We start from the raw sequence: 18,659 nt of genomic DNA, 5'->3' as shown, positions 1-18,659 counted from the left end.
GGAGAAAGCGGTGAGCTGACATCTATATATACAGGTACAATCTATTTGGTTGGTCACGCTCATTTAGACTTGGCTTGGCTGTGGCCTGTCCCGGAAACTTGGGAAGCGGCACAGCGAACTTTTGAGTCGGTATTGAAATTGCAATCGGAGTTTCCCGATTTGATATTCTGCCATTCAACTCCGGCACTTTATGCTTGGATAGAAGAACATCGGCCGGATTTATTTGCTGCGATTAAAAAACAGGTGGCCGTCGGATGTTGGGAAGTTGTCGGCGGGATGTGGGTAGAGCCGGATTTAAACTTGATTTCTGCTGAGTCAATGGTGCGGCAAGTTTTTTACGGACAGCGTTATGCAAAAGAAAATTTTGGGGAATTGATGCGGGTGGCTTGGCTACCTGATACTTTCGGTTTTGGGTGGCAATTACCTCAGATTTTGCGGCAAGGTGGAGTTGATTATTTTGTGACGCAAAAGTTGCGGTGGAATGATACAACGGAATTTCCCTACGGTGTGTTTTGGTGGGAAGGGTTGGACGGTACTAAAATATTTAGTATGATGTCTCCTCCCATTGGTGAAGGCATAGAATCTGTGAAAATGGCAAGTTATGCTTTTGACTGGCAAGCTAAAACTAATTTGCAAGATGCTCTTTGGTTGCCTGGAGTTGGCGACCACGGCGGTGGCCCGACTCGTGATATGTTGGAGGTGGCGAAACGCTGGAAAATGTCGCCTTTTTTCCCAAGGTTGGAGTTTGCGACAGCGGTTGATTATTTGTCTTTGATTGAGAGTCAGTTTTTGCCGGAAGTTGGGGAAAGTTCGCAGGAAAGTGATGTTCCAGAATCGGACAATCAGGAAAATTTGCGGGCGCGAGAATTGTCAAACTTGTCGCCAATCAAGGATGCAAATCCTCCCATCTCACAACTCAAAACTCTTCCCGTTTGGAAAGATGAACTTTATTTAGAATTCCACCGGGGTTGCTACACGACTCGCGCCGACCAAAAACGACAAAACCGCCGCTGCGAAGAATTGCTCTACCAAGCGGAGTTGCTGTCTTCGCTGGCAACGATTTGTACTGGTGCGGTTTATCCGAAATCTGAGTTAGAATCAGTTTGGAAACAAATTTTGTTTAACCAGTTTCATGATATTTTGCCCGGTTCTGCGATCGCCCCAGTCTACGCGGATGCTAATCTAGCTTTTGCTGAGGTCGATCGCACTTGTCGCGAAATCCTGCTACAATCTTTGGATGCCATCTCGGCTCAAATTTCTCTCCCTTCCCCTCCGCAGCCTGACGCTCAACCGATTTTGATTTTCAATACTCTCAATTGGCCGCGCTCTGAGGTTGTCGCCGTACCGCTTCCCGATTCCGCTGATTCCGCTTGGCAAATTTACGATTTTTCCCGACGGCGATTGGCTTCGCAGATTGTCAGGGGCGATCGACCGCAATCGCACTCTACACTGTTATTCTGGGCAAATAATATCCCCGCCGTTGGCTACCAGGTGTTTTGGCTGTGTCGCGAAGACGCTCAAACTGTGGATAATGCGTCCGCGAGTCCAGAAACCGAAAAAAAGACAGAGTTATCGAAACTTACATACGGTATAGCACAAAAAAACACACCTTGTCAAGAAACGCATTTTGCAGCCGCAGAAATGGTTCTAGAAAATGAATTTATTCGGGCAACAATAGACGGCAAAACTGGCAATTTATCGAGCATTTGGGATAAAGTAAATAACCGAGAAGTCCTGAATGCAGCAGGCGGCAATCAACTGCAAGCATTTCAAGACAGTGGCCAATATTGGGATGCTTGGAATATCGATCCAAATTATGAAAAACATCAACTACCAGCGCCGACACTCAAAGATATTTGTTGGATAGCACAAGGAGAAATACGGCAGAGTTTGCGGGTAGTCCGACAAATTGGCAAGTCGGAGTTTTGCCAAGATTATATAGTAGAAATAGGTTCGCCGCTGCTGAAAATCAAGACAGTTGCAGATTGGCAAGAAAGTCACGTTTTAGTAAAAGCAGCCTTTGGGTTAAATGTAGAAGCAGATTTTGCAACTTGCGAAATTCCCGGCGGTGCGATCGCACGCACAACCAAGCCGCAAACACCCGCCGCAAAAGCCAAATGGGAAGTGCCGATTTTGCGCTGGACTGATATCAGCAATGACGGTTTTGGAGTGAGTTTGCTCAATGATTGCAAATACGGTTGCGACCTTCAACCGAATCGAATTCGGCTGACTTTGCTTCGGGGTTCGACTTGGCCGGATGAACAAGCAGATTTAGGAGTTTCGGAATTTACTTGTGCAGTTTATCCCCATGCTGGAAATTGGCAAGAAGCCGACACAGTTCGACAGGGCTACGAGTTGAATTTACCACTGCTAGTAAAGGTGTTGCCCAAGTTAGAGAAAAATGACCACAAGACTCTGCCCGCAGTTGGCAATTTCTTGGATTTGTCCGCCGAAAATTTAGTGCTGATGGCATTCAAACAATCGGAAGATGATTCTAATGTGTGGATTTTGCGGTGTTACGAGTGTCACGGTGAAGAGGCAAAGTTGGAATTAAAGAGCGATTTGGGTTTGGCGATTAGTCAGCCTGTCGATTTATTAGAACAACCCATAAATTTGCCTCAGAATTCAGACGATGGGACAAGTTTCACAATATCGCCGTGGAAAATAGCCAGTTTTGCAGTAAATTTATCATTGCCAATGGAGAATAGTACCCCATCGGACATTTATCCAACCTTTTGAGACTTTGGGAACTTACTGTTAACAAAATTTGTCAACCTGCGCCAATTAGCTCTCACAACTTTCTTCTGATCTAAAATATGCAAAATTACGAACGCTAAAAATGTGTACGCCAGCCAAAAATGCAAACTCCTTCCCAAATCAACCATTGCGGAATTCTGCGGAAACACATCGGGTAAAACAATGCCGAAAAATTTCACATTGTTACTTTTGAAAGAGTTAGAAAAAAAGAAGCCTGTAACCGGAACTAGCCACATAAAAACGTACAAAGTTGCGTGCAAAGCAAAATTTTTGTACCATTCATTCGTAAACTTTGGCAGGCGTTTTGTATATTTTTTCCACCATACCCGCAACAGAGTTAAAATCCGCCAAGTCAGTAAAGCCATTGTCAGCACCGCTACGGATTTGTGAAAATCATAAAGGGGGCCTCGAATAAACAAGCCTCTCGGCAATCGAGCCATAAACATACCGCCAATAAACAGCACTAAATAGCAAGCTGACATCACCCAGTGTAAGGACATCAGTTGTTTGAACGCAGAATTAAGTCTGGGTTTCGCAGCGGGTTGGGTAGTCACTGTTCCTTGCCTCCTTAGCGTTTGCTGGACAAGATTAAGTATAAACTATAGGACTAAAGTCGGTGGCCGATTGTGCATTATAAGATTTACTTAACTTAAGTATTATAAATATTTATTAAACAGTCTAATTAATTAGATTCACCCTCGTCATTCCCAATACAAAACATCGTACTGGGGTCGATCGCCTCCCAAGCAGTTTTCAGGTCGAGTATCCCCAAAAGCCACAGCACTCATCTGACTCGATAATTGCAACCGCCGCCCGGTTCATCCGCAGCCCCGGCAAATATCCCAAACCGAATCCGAAGTAGGTCAGTCCGAATCTAGGTATTTGAGTGTTATCGTATATACTTAAAATCAGTGATTGCCGATTTTTTTATTGTCTAGGATGCTAAAAGTACAGACCGGGTAATTGCAGCTAAACCTGCTGGCATTGCAACTAGCGGGAAATATCGTCGGCAGACGGTCTACTAACTACAAACAAACACAGTGGTTGCATTGGGAAGCGAAAATCAGGGTGCTGGACAAGTGGTATTTTTGTTACAACTTGTAACTTTTTTCAAACAACAGGTTTAATTTAGTTTCACAAAAAAGTTAAATTCCAGAAAGTAAAATTAATTACAGTCGAGTTAAGCTAAAAGTGTTTGCTAAAAAAAGTAATTCAAGCAACCCCGAAACCAACTATTCTCACTTGCTCGACACAGAGGGCGAGTTCGCGACAGCAAAACTTGCGTGCAGCCAACAAGTCGAACAAGATTGGTATGGAACTCTCTACGAGAATTTTCCGGGCATTTACTTCGTTCTAGATGCTTTGGGAAGAGTTTTTTCGCTCAATCAATTCGGCGCGTCTCGCCTCGCCTACAAATCGCAGGAATTAATTTGTCATTCAATTTTTAACATATTTTACTGCCAAGAACAAGGCAAAATGCAGGCAGAATTTGCTGGATTGGCCCAGCCGGAAAACGGTACGTCAACTCCAAAAATTGCCTGTTGGGAAGGCTGCTTGACTTGCAAAGACGGCAAGATTATTAGGGTAAAAGCAACCGCGCGCCCAATGCCGACGGTTGATTGGAAAATAGAGGAAAATACTCATGGTCGTTCAATTGCCAATTTCCAACGGCCGGCTGTACTGTTAGTTTGCGAAGAAATTAAGGCCGCTTCGCAGTCACCCATGCCGCCCAACCAGAGAGGAAATTGGCGCAGTCCAACTTTGGCGATCGCAAAATTAGCCAAAAGTCAACTAAAAGAACGCCACAATATAGAAGACTTCATCCGCGAAGTAACAGAAACCGCTGTCAGTATTGTCAACTGCGATCGAGCCAGTATTTGGCTGTATGGCGAAGACAAAACGCAGCTTCACTGCATTGACCTTTACGAACAAAATACTAAACTCCATTCCGTACAAATAATCATCACAGCAGCCGACTGTCCGGCATATTTTCAAGCTTTAAAATCGGCAAGTGCGATCGCAACAGTGGCAGCAGAAAATGACCCCAGAACGCGAGAACTGGTCGGTCTTTATTTGCTCGATAGGGGCAGCACTTCTCTGTTAAACGTACCGATTGTGCTAGCAGGTCAAAGGTTGGGAATAATCAGCGCCGAACGCCAGGGTTCGGACGGTGATTGGACGGAAGAAGAACACGAATTTACCCAAATATTAGCAGATTTTGTGTCCTCAAGTTTGTCAACTAGCGAAAAGTTAAAATTAGAAGCCGTGCGGCACGAACAGCAGCAAAACTTGCTAAGCCAATACTACGATCAACTAGAAGAAAGAGTAGAAAGACGCACGGCTGAACTCAAAAAAGCTAACCACAAACTGCAAAAAGAAATAATTAAAAGAAAACAAGCCGAAGCCGAACTACGCCTGCAGCAACAAGAACAGCAAATAATTTTTGATTCCGTGCCGGCGATGATTTGGCTCAAAGATACCGAAAGTCGCCTGCTGCGAATTAATCAAGCCGCCGCTGCATCGAGAGGTTTGCCCGCAGCTCAATTAGAAGGTAAATCTTTTTATGAAATCTATCCAGACGAAGCAGAGCAATATTATTTAGAAGATTTGGAAGTAATCAATTCCGGCGTTCCCAAACAGGGGCAAGTCGAACTACTGCCAACAGCCTCTGGTCAAAAATGCTGGGTGCGGACAGATAAAATACCTTACCGCGATGAAACCGGTAAAGTCGCTGGCGTCATCGTGTTTGCCGTAGATATTACTGATTTAATTAGAGTCGAAAAAGAACTGCGAGAATATCGCGATCGCCTCGCACAAAAAGTAGAAAAACGTACTGCTATGTACAGGCAAGCCATGACCGCTTTGTACTCGGCAAATACGCAATTGCAACAGTTAATTAACAACAGCTATTCCTCTGGGGAAAATGGCAGCAGCCAGTCAGCAGCACGCTTGCTTGAATGCGAAGCTTATTTTGAAGCAGTTGCCGTGGCTGACCGCGACACAATTTTGAGCGTCAGCAGCAATTTTGCCCAACTTTTCGGTTACGAACCTGCGGAAATGGTGGGAATGAGCTTGCTGGAACTACTGTCGCCGAAATCATACAAACAGGCGTCGCAAATGATTTCTGCAGCCAGCAATACAGTCTGTGAAACTATTTTTCTCAAGCGAGATGGAACTGCTTTTCCTGCTGATGTTCGCAGTAAATTCGTATTTTGGGAAGGTCGTTTAGTCCAGGTGAAAGCAGTCCGAGACCTCACGGAACGCAAATTGCTCGCAGCAGAATTAGAGCGATCGCGCTCTCTGCTGCACGCTACCTTAGAAGCAACGGCAGACGGCATTCTCGCCGTTACTACCGCCGGAGAAATGATTAGTTATAACGAAAAGTTAGTTCAAATGTGGGGAATTTATGAAGAAGTTAGAAACTCAATGGATAGAACGCTGCGACTGGCATTTCTCACGAAGCAAGTGAAAGATCCGAGGGCTTTTTTGCAGAGAGTTAAAGAATTTTATAGCGATGCGGAGTCGGAAGGTTGCGATATTCTAGAGTTTAAAGACGGCCGCTCTTTTGAGCGCTATACGCAGCCAATTCGAGTCGGACAAAATATTATTGGCAGGGTGTGGCGCTTCCGGGATATTACCTCTCGCGAAAAGGTGACGGCAATGTTGGGAGATTCTCAAAGACGCTTTCGGGCAATTTTTGATTCTTCTTTCCAATTTGTGAGCTTGTTGAAACCGGACGGCACTCTGCTGGAAGCTAACCAAACTTCTCTGGATTTTGCGGGAATTAAGCTACGGGATGTGGCAAATAAACCGTTTTGGCTGTTGCCTTGGTGGGGAGATTCTGAGAAAGTTCAGGAACAGTTGCAAGAGGCGATTTCTCGATCGGCAAAAGGTGAATTTGTCCGCTATGAAGTGGAAGTTCAAGGTGTAAATCGGACGGCAACTGTTGATTTTTCTCTCAAACCGGTCGCGGATGAAACTGGCAAAATAGTATTGTTGCTGCCGGAAGGTCGGGACATTACTCAAAGTAAGCAAGCCCAAGTCGCGCTGCGGCAACAAATAGAACGGGAACGCCTGATCGGGCAGATTCAATCGCGCATTCGTTCTTCTCTGGATCTCCAAGATATTCTCAACACTACAGTAGCGGAAGTGCGGGAGTTTTTGGCAACCGATCGCGTGCTGGTTTTCCGCTTCCGACCCGACTGGAACGGAGATGTGGTGGTGGAGTCGGTTGCAGAAGGATGGATGCCACTCAAGGGGATGGGAATTGACGATTGCTGTTTTGCCAATACTTACATCGGACAGTATTTAAAGGGTCGCATTCGCGCCATAGAGGATATTCATGCTTCTAATTTGAGCGAGTGTCATCTTAATTTTTTGGAGACTTGTCAGGTGAAGGCAAATTTGGTAGTGCCGATTGTCCAGCAGGGCATAGAACCTAGGGAAGGTAACAGTTCTTGTCAAGTGCCGAAGTTGTGGGGTTTGCTGATTGCCCACCACTGTTCGGCACCCCGCCAGTGGCAGCAGTTTGATGTGGATTTGCTGAGTCAGTTGGGTACTCAAGTTGCGATCGCGATCGAACAATCTTTACTTTACCAGCAGCTAGCTGCTGCCAACCAGCGACTGGACGGGTTGGCGAATTTGGACAGTCTGACTCAACTAGCTAACCGCCGCCGTTTTGACGAGGTGATCAACCGAGAATGGGAGCAGTCGAGTTCTTCGGAACCGCTATCTTTGATTATGTGTGACATTGATTGTTTTAAACTTTACAACGACAATTACGGCCACCAAGCCGGGGATGCTTGTTTGCAGCAAGTGGCGCGGGCGATCGGAGATGCTTGCACAAACGCACCCGCAGAGCGCCTTTATTTGGCTGCTAGGTACGGGGGCGAGGAATTTGGGGTAATTTTGCCAAATACGGATGTCGTGGCTGCACAGGCGGTTGCTGAGGGAATCCGCAGTCGCGTCAAAGCTTTGGCCATTCCCCACATCAAGTCTGTTGTCAGTGATTGTGTGACTCTCAGCATGGGAGTTGCGGGTGTTTCGCCAAGTCAAAATTCCCCGAAAATGTTGATTGAAGCGGCGGATAAGGCATTGTATCGAGCTAAGTCTGGCGGGCGCGATCGAGTGGCTATTAATGAGTAATCAGGTTATTTTAAATTTGAGATTTTAGATTTTGGAATTACTGATGAAGCTGCTGGTTTGGAGCTTGTCTGCTGTGGCATTCTTTTTTGAAACTGGTGTTACTAAAAAAGCGATCGCCCTAACTGGCATAAAGTTAGTGCGATCGCGGTACTATGAATCAGCTATTTATCTATCAAACTCTGCGCGGATTTTTTACGCATTTCCACTGATTTTTTTACAAAACTTTACCGTGAGTAGCGTACAAATATCCAAAAACCACGTTTCTCTACCCGATGTCTCTTTTTTTATTGAACCGCAGAGGACACAGAGAGCGCAGAGGAAGAGAAAAGAGCAAGGAAGGAGTTCGCAATTGATTGGGGATTGCTATAGCAATTACTCACCTATTTCGCTAACAGTTTTTGAAACACCTTATACATATCCTCGGCTAACTTTTTAGGATTCCACAAAGGTGCGAGATGTTCTGGCTGCTTAGATTTTACTAAATGCTCTTTCACCGCATTTCTGAAACCAGCATCGCGGCCAAACTTAACTCCCCACTGCGTATATTCTTCCCAACTCCACGCCGCACCAACATCAACATTTGCACTTTTGAGGAAAGCGTAACCCATCCGCGAAAGATATTGGTCGCCGGATCGAGTTACCACTGGCAAATTCGCCCACAAAGCCTCTAAGTTGTGAGTCCCGCCGTTGTAAGGATAGGAATCTAAAAGCACGTCGGCTACATAATAAATAGCCCGGTGTTCTTCTTCACTTCTGGTTTGCCCTATAAACTTAATCCGACCAAAATCTACTCCTTGAATGTCGCATTCTTCGCGGTAAGTGCTGTGAATAATATCGGGGTCGCCTTGACCTTTGCGGATTAACACACTATCTGGTACTTGCTTGAGGATTTGAACTTGAGCTCGTACCATTTCGGGATTGGTTTTTCTACCGGGCGCAACGCACAAATAAGTCATTTGCTCTAAGCCAATTCCGAGAGCGTTTCTAATCGCCTCTCGATTCACAGGAATGCTTTGCAGTGCGCCAATTGCTACCGAACCTGCAGGCAATCTTACTAACTTTTCTAAGTAATTTTTTTCAACACCTGGGGGGTGAGTGTGTTCGTCGCACAGAAAGTAGTGATTATCTGAAATGTAGGGTGCGTCAAATCCCAGCCAAGAAACGCAAATTCCCGCAGGATATTGATACAGCACTTCGACATTTGTTGGCACTGTCATCGAGTCTAAGTCGATTAAAACATCCAAGTTGTCTTGCGCTACTTCGGCGAATATTTCACCGCCATCAGCAAAGCCGTTTGGATATTTTTTAGGCCAGTAAAACTTGCCTGCCATGTCTTCAAACCGCTGCGTAACTTCATCTCGGTGGAGTTTCCCGGTGACGTAAAGGTGAACGTGGGGGGTGATGTGGCTTAATTCGCGAATTAAAGCTTCGCTGCACCAGCCTACTGAGTGGCGGCGGAAGTGTTTGGAAAGGAAGCCGATTTTTAAAGGACGCTGTTCTTTTGTTTGGTACTTGGCTAGGTTGCTTCTGTTAATATCCTGGCGCTTAGGAACGGCTTTTTGGTAGTATTCTTTGGCAATTAGTCTGTAGAAATTGGCATTTTTTTCGCGGTTGTCTCTCAGGTGAGAAACTGCAAACAGGAAGATTTCGTAGAGCAGTTTTAGTTCGATTGTGGTAAAAGTTTCGACCTTTTCGTAGCAGAGTTTTTCGATTTCTTCGAGTTTCTGAATTGCCTGTTTGCTGACACCTGATTGCAGGTAGGAAAAGACGTAGGCTGTAGCTGACATGACTGGGGCGACATCGCCGCAGTTTTCGCAGTATTTGTCGGCTACGCTGCGGGCTCCGGCGAGGTTGGTGGAATGGCTTAGCAAGTCGCACAGTTGTTGGTAGGCTTCGCTGTATTTGGGGTTGCATTCGATCGCCTTTTCAAATTTGGCGATCGCCTCCAAGGGCTTATCTTGTTTTTGAATGTGCCCCATGCGACAGTAAACCTCTGCCCAATTCGGTTTTAATGCCAAAGCTTGCTGATAGCTGGCTAAAGCTTCTTCCAGCCGCCCCTGCATGGAAAAACAACTGCCGAGGTTAGCGTGAACTTCGGGCCAGTTGGGCTTGATTTTCAGAGTGTTTTGATAATTAGTAATCGCTTCTTCGTACTTGTTTTGCTGTAAAAAAGAGTTGGCTATATTGAAGTGCAGAACTTCTAAATGCGGCTTTAAAGCTACAGCTTTCTGATAGTAAGCGATGGCGGCGTCGAGATTGCCTTGTTGCGATCGCGCGCTGCCGATGTTACCGTAGGCTTCGGCCCAATCCGGTTTAATGGCGATCGCTCTTTCGTAGCTTTCGATGGCTTCCTCGCGCTTTCCTTGGCCCAAAAGTCGATTACCTAAGTTAAAGTGGAAGTCTGCACCGACTAGCTGCGGGTTGAGCTCGGATGTTCTTTTAAAACAGGCGATCGCTGCTTCGATGTTGCCGTGTTGGTGATATACTTTCCCTAAGTTCCAGTGAGCTCCCGCTAAATCAGGACTCAGGGCGATGGCTTGCTGATAATGGGCGATCGCTTCTTCCAAACGCCCCAATTTGAAATACATACTGCCAATATTGGCGCGCACTTCCGCAAAATTTGGCTGCAATTCTAGGGCTTGAGAATATGAACGAATGGCAGCTTCAGTTTTGCCTACTGCTTGCAAGGCATTGCCTAAAGTGACGTAAGCATGGATGAAATCCGGTCGAATTTTTATCGCTTGCTGACAAGCTGCGATCGCCTCTTTAATTTTACCTTGAACTAAAAAGTTTTCTGCCAGTTTTTTGTAAGGTTCTACTTCTTGAAAATTGGCAACTTGTCCGGCATCGGGAACATTTAACGATGTAACTTGTTCGGAAAGTTCGGCGGGATTTGTAAACGGAGTATTTAAAGTCTCAGTGGTTGGTGCTGGCGGCAAATTGAGGCTCGAAGGCTGCAAGCCGTAGCCTTCATCTTTGTTGACAGATACTGTTTGCGATTTCCCTAATTCTGTTTCTAATTCGATAAAGTTGCTGTCAGTAGTTGCCCGCTCTTTTTGTGCGATTAAACTCGCTAATTTCTCAGCAGCGGTGGCATCTTCCGGTTGCTGTTGCAGCACTTTTTGATAGCAATTAATTGCTGCATCTAACTTTCCTTGCTGCTGCAAAACGCTGGCCAGCATCATATTGACCGAACACAATTGAGGATTAATTACCAGAGCTTTTTGGTAATAATTCCCCGCCTGTTCCAATTGCCCTAACTTGTAATACATACTGCCAAGATTCGCGCTAGCTTCGGCAAAATTCGGCTGAAATTTTAAAGCTTGCAAGTAAGCTTCAATGGCCATTTCCAGCTTGTTTTGACTGTGCAAAGCATTGCCCATTGTCAAGTAAGCAGGAGCAAAAGTGGGTTGAAATTGAAGAGCGACATTACAAGAGGCGATCGCCTTTTCAAATTCTCCTTGCAAAACATAAACTTCCGCCAACTTTTTATGAACTTCTGCATCTCCTGGATTAAACTCTAAAGCTTTCTGATAGTTATCGATTGCGCCACCGAGATCGCCTCGATCTTTCAGCCAATTCCCCTTTTGAAAATAATCTCTCACTGCCTCTAAACCTACTAAAGAATTCCCGATCATTTGCTCTGCCACTCTTACAGGTTTTACACTAATACTATTCAGCCATTCTAGCCACTGTCGGGAACGCACAGACCAAGTACACCCTCGATTTCTATATTCTACCTGCTGTCTCCGATGATTTTCAGCAGTGGCGCCGCCCGCACCCGTGCCATCATTTAAAACTCCGACTACGGCCTCTGAAAACCGCCTTGTATATCCCTCCCAATCTGGTTTACCTGCCCGCTTCTAATTACTTATCAATGCAAAATTTTCCACCCCTGACATGGAAACTAGACGGGCAAATCCAGCAGTTGTTTCCGGCAAAGCTGCCAATTCACTCGTCACAATCCGGCAACTGCAGGCCATCGCCTCCATCGCGACAATAGATGACGTTTCCAAACAGGTATTCGAGTAAGCTAAAACCGCCACTGAACGCAGTTGCCGGACGAGTTCGGGTTGCGGTACGGAACCGACGTACTCGACGCCTTCTGTTTCCTGGCACTGGCGGTAAAGTTGACAAAAAAAAGCTGGTTATCATTGTCGTATATTTGGTGTACTTTCATGCTTTAAAATAGTTGAATCTGGTTATGGAAACAGATTGACGAATTTCGAGATCGAGAAATCAGATTTTCATTGTGGCAATTATCCACCGATTTGTGAACTAGATTTTTTTATTTAACCGCAGAGGACGCAGAAGGCGCAGAGAAAAAAGAGAGAAATTCCCAATTGAAATAATTTGCCAGTTCCCTCTCTTCATCTTCTTCCTCTCTGCGTTCTCTGCGCTCTCTGCGGTTAAATAAATCCATAATAAATGGTATAATCTTAAAACTATTAAGGAGTACCGAACATGACCACAGAACAAGATCCCGTAAAATTGATGAAACAGCAAGTCGGCTTTGCAGCCGCCGATCGCGTAAAATCTGGTATGATTGTCGGACTCGGCACCGGGTCAACTACAGCTTATACTATTCAAGCATTGGGCGATCGCATAAAATCCGGTGAACTCAAAGATATCAAGGGAGTGCCGACATCTTTTCAATCAGAAGTGTTAGCCAAACAGTACGGAGTACCGCTGACAACACTAGATGAAATTGACAGAATAGATGTAGCTATTGACGGCGCTGATGAAGTAGATCCCCACCTCAACTTAATTAAAGGTGGCGGCGCAGCCCACACCCGCGAAAAAGTAGTCGATTACCTCGCCACTCAATTTATTGTAGTAGTTGACAGTTCCAAAATCGTAGATAAATTGGGTTCGACTTTTCGCGTGCCCATCGAAGTTATACCCATGGCATTAACACCAGTGATGCGCGCCATTGAAAAAATGGGCGGCAAACCCGAACTCCGCATGGGTGTGAAAAAAGCAGGCCCCGTAATTACCGATCAAGGTAATATGGTAATTGATGTCAAATTTGATGACATTGCCAACCCCGGAGAAATGGAAAAAAGCTTGAATAATATTCCCGGTGTCTTAGAAAATGGTTTGTTTGTAGACTGTACAGATTTGGTGTTAGTCGGGGAAATCCAAGACGGAAAACCAGTAGTACGGGAGATTTCTAAATAGTCAAAACTGCCCCAGTGGTGGTCAATAACTCTTTGTGGAACAGGCATCTTGCCTGTTCAGGAGAAGGCTGCCATATGGGAGTTACAACCCGCAAAAATACCAAAAACAAGGTTTTTTACCCTATAGCAACCGCCAAGACTATTAAGAAGTTCTTAATCAGTGAAACCCTTGCGATTGTTACATTTTCTTCCTTCTTCTTTCTTCCTTCTGCTATAGCTTTGACCGAAAGCATCCAGGATACCCGCCACGTGATTCATCCGTGGAGAAAGAAAAAACCTGTATCCGATGAAACTTGCCGAACGTATTTATCTCGCGCAAGTCAAAGCTTCAATCTAAAATCTAAAATCTAAAATCTAAAATCGATTGACTTTGATTATGATGATGCAATATCGCAGATTCGGTCGCACAGAATTATCCATGCCCGTCTTTTCCTGCGGTGGCATGAGATATCAGTACAAATGGCAAGACGTGCCAGCCAATGAAATTCCCCCAGACAATCAACAAAATCTAGAAGCGACGATTCGTTACTCGATTGAATGCGGCATCAATCACATAGAAACTGCTCGCGGTTACGGCACTTCCGAGATGCAATTGGGGTTAATTTTGCCGAACTTTCCCCGCGAAAGATTGATAGTGCAAACGAAAGTTAGTCCTAAACCAAACTCCCAAGAGTTCCGCGAAGAATTTGATAAATCCTTAGCTTATTTGCAACTGGAATACGTCGATTTACTGTCACTACACGGCATTAATACGTGGGAATTGCTAGAGGAGTCTATCCGTCCGGGCGGCTGCATGGATGTGGCGAGAAAGTTGCAAGCAGAAGGCAAAGTTAAGTTTATTGGTTTCTCGACTCACGGCCCGACTGATGTGATAGTCAAAACAATTGAAACTAATCAATTTGATTATCTTAACTTGCACTGGTACTACATCAATCAAAGTAATTGGCCTGCTATCGAAGCTGCTAAACGTCACGATATGGGCGTTTTTATTATCAGTCCTTCCGATAAAGGCGGTCAACTTTACAGCCCGCCGCAAAAATTGGTAGACTTGTGCTATCCGTTGAGTCCGATGGTGTTTAATGATTTGTTTTGTTTGTCGCATCCGCAAGTACACACTTTAAGTTTGGGCGCCGCCAAACCTGAAGATTTTAACGAGCATTTGAAAGCTGTAGAATTGTTAGATAGAGCCGATGAAATTTTGCCACCGATATTAGAAAAGTTAGAAAAAGCAGCAATTGATAAATTAGGAGAAGATTGGTTTAAGACTTGGCACGTCGGTTTACCAACTATCGAAAATACTCCCGGAGGTATTAATATTTATGTGATTCTGTGGCTGTGGAATTTGGCGCAGGCTTACGATACGATCGACTATTGCAAGATGCGCTACAACCTTTTAGGTAATGCCAGTCACTGGTTCCCCGGCCAAAAAGCCGTAGCTTGCGGGGCGGAACGCCATCGCCTCGATGAATTAGACTTGCGCCGCTGCCTAGCCCACAGTCCCCACGCTGCTAAAATTCCCGGTATTCTCCAAGCAGCCGATCGGCTTTTTGGAGGCGAAGCCATCCAACGCTTGTCCCAAGAATAATCAAAAAAAAACCCGGTTTCGAGACAGAAACCGGGTTGGTGAACCGGAGCACGTGAGTTAGTTACGCGCATACAATTAGCCTATACTTGAGAAACTCTCACCACCATCGCCCATCCGTCTCATCCATTCGGGCGATACAACTTTTTTCTCAACTCACTCCCCTTTTGCTTTAATTTGAGATAAAACAGTTAATAATTCACTTAGGTACTTTTTATGACTCTCAAACGCCGAGATTTCTTGTATTTGCTGACTGCCAGCGTTGGAGCTATTACCGGAGGTGCTTGCCAAGCATCAGGAAATAATGTATCCCCAGCAAGTCCAATTGCAGAAAGCCCAAAAATAGCCCAAACTTCGGGGGCTTTTACACTGCCACCTCTGCCCTACGAATACAATGCTTTAGAACCGCACATCGATGCGCGGACAATGCAATTTCACCACGACAAACACCACGCCGCCTACGTTAAAAATCTCAACGATGCTGTTAGTAAATACCCGCAACTCAAAAATATCACTGCGGAAAATATGCTGCGAGATTTGAGCAAAGTGCCGGAAGATATTCGCACAACCGTGCGTAACAATGGCGGCGGACACCTAAATCACAGTATGTTTTGGGAAATCATGAGTCCCAAAGGCGGCGGCGAACCGACAGGGGCAATTGCAACAGCAATCCAGCAAAATTTCGGCAGTGTGGACGATTTTAAAACAAAATTTAACGATGCCGGCGCCAAGCGTTTTGGCAGCGGTTGGGTGTGGCTAGTCCGTAATAAAGCTGGCAAACTTGAGATTACAACTACTGCCAATCAAGACACTCCTTTCATGCAGGGAAATTATCCAATTATGGGTAACGATGTTTGGGAACACGCTTATTATCTCAAGTACCAAAACTTGCGCGGCGACTATTTGAAAGCTTGGTGGAATGTTGTTAATTGGGCGGAAATTAACAAGCGCTACGAACAGGCGATCGGGTAGTTTTCAATTAGATGAAATACAGGACACGGCCGATGAAATACACGACACGGCAGTGCCGTGTCCCTACTAGCGCACGGGACGATCGAACTGCTGTACAACTTTCCGCAAGTAAACGCAGTGCCGCGCCCCCTGACTCGTGGGCGTTGTGAATGCTTCGACTGACTCAACTGTGCCGCCCAAATGCTCGATCGCCCTTTGCAACTCCGTCTCTTCCTCCACCGTCCAATTCCCACGGTAAAGTACCGCCAAACCGCCATTTTTTAGCAGAGGCAGCGCACATTTAGCGCAGAGAGGAGCGGCTCCCACTGCTCGGAGAAATGCTAAATCGTAAGCTTGTTTGTGCTGCGGCTGTCGGGCAATTTCATCGGCTCTGCCCAACAAAGTTGCCGCATTTTCTATCCCTAAAGACGGCACAACTGTTTCCAAAAAAGTAATTTTTTTGCGGGTAGAATCGAGCAAAGTAACTGATAGTTGCGGCAGGGCGATCGCGATCGGCAACCCCGGAAAACCCCCACCAGTCCCAATATCGATCGCTTTCTGCACCGAATCGGCGACAAATTCGGGATTTTCCGCCGAATTGTGATTAGCTGGCAGCAGTTTCGCAATTCCCCGCAGAGAATCCCACAAATGTTTTTCCCAAAACTCCATCGGTTCGGTAATTCGAGTTAAATTCAAGGAGCAATTTCCCTCGACAATTAACTCATAAAGTCGCTGAAATTGTTGCTGCTGCGACTCATCCGGCTGCCAATTCAGCGTTTTTTGCCACAACTCGTTCATCTGGGGCAACACAGGCATTGTAATCTGATTCATCTTCTATTCCCACTCTTTTGTAAGCTCTGCGAATTCTCTGCACTTAAAAATGCTTCATAATGCGATATACCCGCCCGCACTAACTAATGACTAATGACTAATGACTAATGACTAACAAAACTCGTTTCCTTAGCTTCTAATTTAGCCCGATCGACCTCTTGCAAATCCCCGTGGTTTAGAGTCCAAAATTTATCGGCTACACTCAACAAATCGCTAGCATCGTGAGTAACAATCAACAAAGTCCAGTGACTTTTCAACTTACTCAACAGGCTTACCAACTGCCGCCGCATCGACCAATCCAAACCCGCCGTCGGTTCGTCCAAAAGTAGCAAATGCGGCTGCCGAATTAGCTGCACCGCCAGGGCTACCCTGCGCTGTTGTCCGCCGCTCAAAGCGTGGGGGGAAGCGCGCAGCGGCAAATGTCCTAGTCCCACTTCTGCCATTGCTGAGTTAATTTGTTCTTGTCCCAATTCAGGATGCCCCAACCGCAATTCTTCTAAAATTGTGCCTCCGCAAAAATGCCTTTCTGGAAACTGGAACACTAACCCTCCTAACTGTTGCAAGTGTTCCGGTGTTAATTCTTGTTCCCGCCAGCGGATGTCGCCGCTAGTTTTTTCGGCTAAACCTGCTAATATTTCTAATAGCGTACTTTTGCCAGAACCGCTGCGACCCACAATCAGCCCCATTTGCTGCGATGGCAGTTCTAAGTTAATATTTTTCAGAATAGGATTCGGACAGGCGGTAGGATGATATACTAAGTTTTTTAGATAAAGCATTAACGGCAGTTGTTAGTTGGCAGTTGGCAGTTGCTAGTTGGCAGTTGTTAACACTCAACAGTGAACAATCAGAAAAATAGTTATTGTTGGAGGGGGGAACTTCTGGTTGTGCTATTGATAGTTAAGGCGGTTTTTGGCAGGGGTCGATCGCACACAATTATTTTACATAAATCTTAACAAAAATTTCCTTTTTTTTTCAGGAGTGGCGTTTGATTTTTCTGTTTTTTCATGGTATAGTTTAATAATGGAAATCTGTCCGTCAATATATTACAAGTCACACTACCATTATTAAAATATACCTCAACAACCACAAAAAATCAAGCAAATTTCACTCTTTTTTTGGTGGCGGCCCGAAAGTCTGAAAATTTAACTCTCTTGTTTCTAGTTTACAGTATATTACATTGAGAGAATTGACGATGACGAAAACTCCTTTAGCATCGGTGGGCAAGCAAATGTTAAGTTCTCAACAGACAGTGCGGGCGATCGCCTGTGCAGGAGCGATCGCCCTGGGCATCTGCATTAACTCAGCATTAGCGGGCGATCCCTTTCGCAGCAGCAACCCGCAGGCGATCGGGCCCAACACCGAAACCGCTTTCAAAACAATGTTTCAGCAAGGAAACTACAAACAAGCAAAAGCACAAGTTCAACAAGCACTATCAGCCGAACCAAACGAGCCACTAGCCTATGCAATGGCAGCCTCCCTCTCCTACATCGAGCAGGACTTAAACTCGATGAATTCCTACGCGCAAAAAACCCGCGAAGTCGGCGAAAAATTGGCGAAAACTAATCCATTGCGCGGCAATATTTACACAGCAGCAGGTCACTTTCTAGAAGGGGCGAACATTATAGCCAAAGAAGGAACAGCCAAAGGCGCGCCCCAAGCTTTGAGTAAATTGCGAGTAGTATTTCAATACCTAGAAGCGGCCGATAAAATAGCGCCCAACGACCCAGAACTAAACCTGATCAAAGGCTACATGGACTTAATGCTAGCCACAAACCTACCCTTTTCCAACCCCAACGAAGCAATTCAAAGACTCGAACAAAAAGCCTCTCCCCGCTACTTAGCTTATCGCGGCATGGCAGTAGGATATCGAGACTTAAAAAAGTACGATCGCGCTTTAGAATTTGCGAACAAATCCCTAGCAGAAACGCCAAATAATCCCGAAGTTCTCTATCTAAAAGCACAAATCTTGTTTTCCCAATCCCAGAGGAACAACGGCAACAAAACCTTACTTGAGGAAGCCCGAAAAAACTTCGACGCAGCCTTAGCAAAACCCGACCAACTTCCGCGCAGTTTAGTAGCCGAAATCTTCTTTCAGCAGTGCAGAACCCGTAACCGTCTCGACAGCCAATCTCGCGCCTGCGACCCGATGCGCGATAAAATCAGAGATGCAGATGGAGTCTGGGGGCCGGCAGCCTTACCACCACTATAAAAAC

Annotated in this window: 12 protein-coding genes; 7 read left to right on the top strand and 5 right to left on the bottom strand. The window is 45.5% G+C overall.

Annotation, left to right across the window (positions count from 1 at the left end; all coding sequences use genetic code 11):
• A partial coding sequence (locus tag QT984_RS15950; RefSeq protein ID WP_333374396.1) for an alpha-mannosidase occupies nucleotides 1-2,739 on the top strand: 2,739 nt, incomplete at its 5' end.
• Here QT984_RS15950 and QT984_RS15945 read toward each other — a convergent pair.
• Complete coding sequence (locus tag QT984_RS15945) at nucleotides 2,724-3,311, bottom strand: cytochrome b (RefSeq protein ID WP_333053073.1); 588 nt, start codon at nucleotides 3,309-3,311, stop codon at nucleotides 2,724-2,726. The genes QT984_RS15950 and QT984_RS15945 overlap by 16 nt on opposite strands.
• A gap of 637 nt (nucleotides 3,312-3,948) precedes the next feature.
• Between QT984_RS15945 and QT984_RS15940 the strand changes: the two genes are divergently transcribed.
• On the top strand, nucleotides 3,949-7,902 hold the full coding sequence (locus QT984_RS15940; RefSeq protein ID WP_333374394.1) for a PAS domain S-box protein: 3,954 nt from the start codon (nucleotides 3,949-3,951) through the stop codon (nucleotides 7,900-7,902).
• Between the two features lie 380 nt (nucleotides 7,903-8,282).
• Here the strand turns inward: QT984_RS15940 and QT984_RS15935 are convergent, their stop codons facing one another.
• Together QT984_RS15935 and QT984_RS15930 are read right to left on the bottom strand one after the other, a co-directional pair.
• Nucleotides 8,283-11,609 carry a tetratricopeptide repeat protein gene (locus QT984_RS15935; protein ID WP_333374392.1) on the bottom strand — a complete coding sequence of 1,109 codons (3,327 nt, stop codon included), beginning with the start codon at nucleotides 11,607-11,609 and terminating at the stop codon, nucleotides 8,283-8,285.
• 156 nt (nucleotides 11,610-11,765) lie between these two features.
• Nucleotides 11,766-11,957 carry a hypothetical protein gene (locus tag QT984_RS15930; RefSeq protein ID WP_333053151.1) on the bottom strand — a complete coding sequence of 64 codons (192 nt, stop codon included), beginning with the start codon at nucleotides 11,955-11,957 and terminating at the stop codon, nucleotides 11,766-11,768.
• A gap of 409 nt (nucleotides 11,958-12,366) precedes the next feature.
• Between QT984_RS15930 and rpiA the strand changes: the two genes are divergently transcribed.
• The 4 genes from rpiA to QT984_RS15910 all read left to right on the top strand — a co-directional run bounded on the left by rpiA (nucleotide 12,367) and on the right by QT984_RS15910 (nucleotide 15,636).
• Nucleotides 12,367-13,083 carry a ribose-5-phosphate isomerase RpiA gene (gene rpiA / locus QT984_RS15925; RefSeq protein WP_333053065.1) on the top strand — a complete coding sequence of 239 codons (717 nt, stop codon included), beginning with the start codon at nucleotides 12,367-12,369 and terminating at the stop codon, nucleotides 13,081-13,083.
• 14 nt (nucleotides 13,084-13,097) lie between these two features.
• A complete protein-coding gene (locus tag QT984_RS15920) occupies nucleotides 13,098-13,433 on the top strand; it encodes a hypothetical protein (RefSeq protein ID WP_333209705.1) in 336 nt (111 codons plus the stop codon).
• A 28-nt stretch (nucleotides 13,434-13,461) separates the two neighbouring features.
• Complete coding sequence (locus QT984_RS15915) at nucleotides 13,462-14,667, top strand: aldo/keto reductase (protein WP_445243030.1); 1,206 nt, start codon at nucleotides 13,462-13,464, stop codon at nucleotides 14,665-14,667.
• Nucleotides 14,668-14,880: 213 nt separating this feature from the next.
• Nucleotides 14,881-15,636, top strand: a complete 756-nt coding sequence (locus tag QT984_RS15910; protein ID WP_333053062.1) for a Fe-Mn family superoxide dismutase — start codon at nucleotides 14,881-14,883, stop codon at nucleotides 15,634-15,636.
• 66 nt (nucleotides 15,637-15,702) lie between these two features.
• Here QT984_RS15910 and rsmG read toward each other — a convergent pair whose 3' ends face one another.
• Together rsmG and QT984_RS15900 are read right to left on the bottom strand one after the other, a co-directional pair.
• Complete coding sequence (gene rsmG, locus QT984_RS15905; RefSeq protein WP_333053061.1) at nucleotides 15,703-16,446, bottom strand: 16S rRNA (guanine(527)-N(7))-methyltransferase RsmG; 744 nt, start codon at nucleotides 16,444-16,446, stop codon at nucleotides 15,703-15,705.
• 104 nt (nucleotides 16,447-16,550) lie between these two features.
• Complete coding sequence (locus tag QT984_RS15900) at nucleotides 16,551-17,222, bottom strand: energy-coupling factor ABC transporter ATP-binding protein (protein ID WP_333053058.1); 672 nt, start codon at nucleotides 17,220-17,222, stop codon at nucleotides 16,551-16,553.
• Nucleotides 17,223-17,638: 416 nt separating this feature from the next.
• On the opposite strand from QT984_RS15900, the gene QT984_RS15895 reads away from it, so the two are divergent.
• On the top strand, nucleotides 17,639-18,655 hold the full coding sequence (locus tag QT984_RS15895; RefSeq protein WP_333053057.1) for a Sll0314/Alr1548 family TPR repeat-containing protein: 1,017 nt from the start codon (nucleotides 17,639-17,641) through the stop codon (nucleotides 18,653-18,655).
• The last annotated feature ends 4 nt before the right edge of the window (nucleotides 18,656-18,659 follow it).

Origin of the sequence: Microcoleus sp. Z1_B2 (genome assembly GCF_036700325.1) — a bacterium.
In the GTDB taxonomy this organism is placed as follows: Bacteria; Cyanobacteriota; Cyanobacteriia; order Cyanobacteriales; family Microcoleaceae; genus Microcoleus.
Note: the sequence above shows the minus strand (reverse complement) of the source record. Positions and strands in the feature narration are given on the sequence as shown.